Here is a 2,677-nt window from a genome sequence, read left to right on the forward strand (position 1 = left end):
CTAGGGCCTGGTCGATGGCACCAACAGCATCTCGCCGTAACGTAAACAGAGCATGGGGAAACGCAACAAACTTTTCTAAGCTAATGGCACCCTGTTCAAACGCCGGATGTCCCAAGCGACCGATGCCAATAAATCGCTCTGAAAGTAAGTTTTCCTGCCCAATATAGGGCGGCAAATCTGTGAATGTCCCCAGAGCCACGTCCACTAGTCCGTTCTCTAATACATCTGCAATAGAAGATTTGTCTACCGGAAGCAAACGCAGGTTGACATGAGGAGCCCGGTCACTCAAGATCATCAGCAGTTCGGGCAGCACTAAGCTAGCAAAATAATCCGACGTGGCGATGGTGAATGCTTGCTGGGATTGGGCAGGATCAAAGGTTTGTAGCTCTGCCAGAGTGGCTCGAATAGTATCCAGAGCGGCAGAAACCTGGGAGGCGATCGCCACGGCTTTTGCCGTCGGCTTCATCTCTCGCCTCACTCGCACAAATAAATCATCGGACAAGAGCGATCGCAATCGCCCCAATGCCGCACTCATAGCAGGCTGCCCCACATGGATGCGCTGAGCAGCACCTGTGACGCTGCGTTCAATATAGAGCGCTTCAAAAGCCACCAAAAGATTGAGATCGATCCCACTCAGGTCAATTGATTTCATTGATATATATAATTTTTACAATCAATTTGATTTATCTTGATTGTGCCACTATCTTAGTTTGTAAGCAAGGAGTTTGGCGTTACTAGTTAGGAAGATGAATCCACAACGTGAGGACGTGTTGAGCGAAAACATGCAGGTAATTACAGAGCTAAACATCGATGGCCATTCATTCTAAAGTACTCTCATGACCTTGCCCCCTATCTATATCAATACACCTGCCGACCTGCTTCCAGCAGAATCTGTGGCTACCTTCCCGGTCAATACGTTTCTAGAAAACTTGGCGATCGCCCCTTCCGGCGACATCTATATCACCAATCACGAAATCGGTGAGGTCGTTAAACTCGCCCCAGACAATAGCCTAACTGTGTATGCCAAACTTAGCGGGAAAGTCAGCGGCATTGCCTGGGTTGCTCCAAATCGACTACTCATCAACGGTTGGAATAATTCAGGAGTCCCTTTTGTAGCCATAGTGTCAAACGGTGAGGTAGAGTTTCTGCTAACCTTACCCGATGCTATCTTTCTCAATGGCATCACGCCATTAACTGCTCATCGCTATCTTATGGCTGATTCCTATCGAGGGGCAATCTGGGCATTTGATGTGGCTACGAAAACCGTCGAACTATGGCTAGAACATCCTCTCTTGGCTCGGAGTGATCAGACGAGCGCATTCCCAGCAGCTAACGGGTTAAAGCGATTTGGCCAAACCCTTTACGTATCTAACACCCAACAGATGTTGCTCTTACAAATTCCTCTAGATGAAGCGCTGAATCCCCAAGAACCAAAGATTTTGATCCAGGGCACCAACATTGATGACTTTGCCTTTGACCATCAGGGTAATCTTTATGGAGCTACCCATGTTTACAACAGTGTGATTCGCATTGACTGTAACGGCAACACCACCATCGTGGCCCAAGCTGACCAGGGAGTCACGGGCTGCACCGCCGTGGCCTTCTCCGGCACTGACTTGTATGTCATCAACAACGGCGGCATGTTCTTACCTCCAGCTACGGGGATAGAACCTGCTCAGGTGGTGCGTTTAGCGGCTGGTGTCAGCGGTGCATCACTGTTGTTCGAGGATTAGAATCATGCAGCCTGACCCTCCAGTCACAGTAGATGTGGTGCAGCGGGTTAAATCTGGCAAAGCAAGGGAGTTTGAAGTCTTGCTAGAACGCATTATCAACACTGCCAGCACCTTTGAGGGCTATTTGGGAGCATCGGTGTTTCGTCCCAGTCAGTCAGACGATGGGGAGTACCGCATTGTCTTCAAGTTTGATCGGCTAGACCATCTGAAGCGGTGGGAGCATTCGGCACTTCGTCAGCAGTTTCTGGCCCAGGCTAAAAACCTGACGGTAGATGCCGGGCACTTCTCAATTATCACTGGGTTGGAAACCTGGTTTACCCTACCTGCAAAGCCAGGAGTGCCGCCGCCACCCCGCCACAAAATGGTACTGGTCTCTGGTATCGCGATTTTCGGTATTAACCAGATACTTGCCCTATTGCCCCTCACTTGGCTAGCAGCATTACCCGCCTTACTGCAACTGCTGATTTTAGTATTTATCACTACCACCTTGATGACCTATGTGGTGATGCCAAGGCTCACCAAGCTATTAGCGAACTGGCTATATCCCAGACGTTAATCATTCAATTCATACCTCACTACGGAGAGAATACAATGTCTCAATATTGCATCATTGTTGGCATGGGCGAAGGTAATGGTATAGCGATCGCCCGCCGGTTTGCCCAGGAAGGATTTGCTATAGCCATGGTGGCCCGCAATGAACAAAAGCTCCAGAGTTACCAATCGACACTGCAGGCGGAAAATATAACATCCCACTATTTTCTAGCGGATGCTGGAAATGAAGCAGAGTTAAACGCCGCGTTGACCACCATTCAAGACCAGTTGGGAACTCCTGAAGTACTTATACCAAGTCCGGCTAATCAACCCTAGAATGAGTAATGGAGTTGTATAACAGGCTGAAAGCAAGATGGGGCGTCGACTGAAGCTAGAACCACATTTAACCATTG

At 49.0% G+C, this 2,677-nt stretch carries 4 protein-coding genes; 3 read left to right on the forward strand and 1 reads right to left on the reverse strand.

Annotated elements, in window-relative coordinates; translation table 11 throughout:
* The coding region (locus V6D20_08070) for a LysR family transcriptional regulator (GenBank protein HEY9815741.1) at positions 1–652 on the reverse strand (652 nt) is incomplete at its 3' end.
* A 184-nt stretch (positions 653–836) separates the two neighbouring features.
* On the opposite strand from V6D20_08070, the gene V6D20_08075 reads away from it, so the two are divergent.
* Genes V6D20_08075 through V6D20_08085 form a run of 3 tightly spaced genes read left to right on the forward strand, consistent with a single transcriptional unit; the run spans position 837 to position 2,600 of the window.
* Positions 837–1,733 carry an SMP-30/gluconolactonase/LRE family protein gene (locus tag V6D20_08075; protein HEY9815742.1) on the forward strand — a complete coding sequence of 299 codons (897 nt, stop codon included), beginning with the start codon at positions 837–839 and terminating at the stop codon, positions 1,731–1,733.
* Positions 1,734–1,737: 4 nt separating this feature from the next.
* Positions 1,738–2,289: an antibiotic biosynthesis monooxygenase gene (locus V6D20_08080; GenBank protein HEY9815743.1), complete on the forward strand. Its 552-nt coding sequence runs from the start codon at positions 1,738–1,740 to the stop codon at positions 2,287–2,289.
* A gap of 35 nt (positions 2,290–2,324) precedes the next feature.
* A complete protein-coding gene (locus V6D20_08085) occupies positions 2,325–2,600 on the forward strand; it encodes an SDR family NAD(P)-dependent oxidoreductase (protein HEY9815744.1) in 276 nt (91 codons plus the stop codon).
* Positions 2,601–2,677: the final 77 nt, after the last annotated feature.

This window comes from Candidatus Obscuribacterales bacterium, from assembly GCA_036703605.1.
Lineage (GTDB): Bacteria > Cyanobacteriota > Cyanobacteriia > RECH01 > RECH01 > RECH01.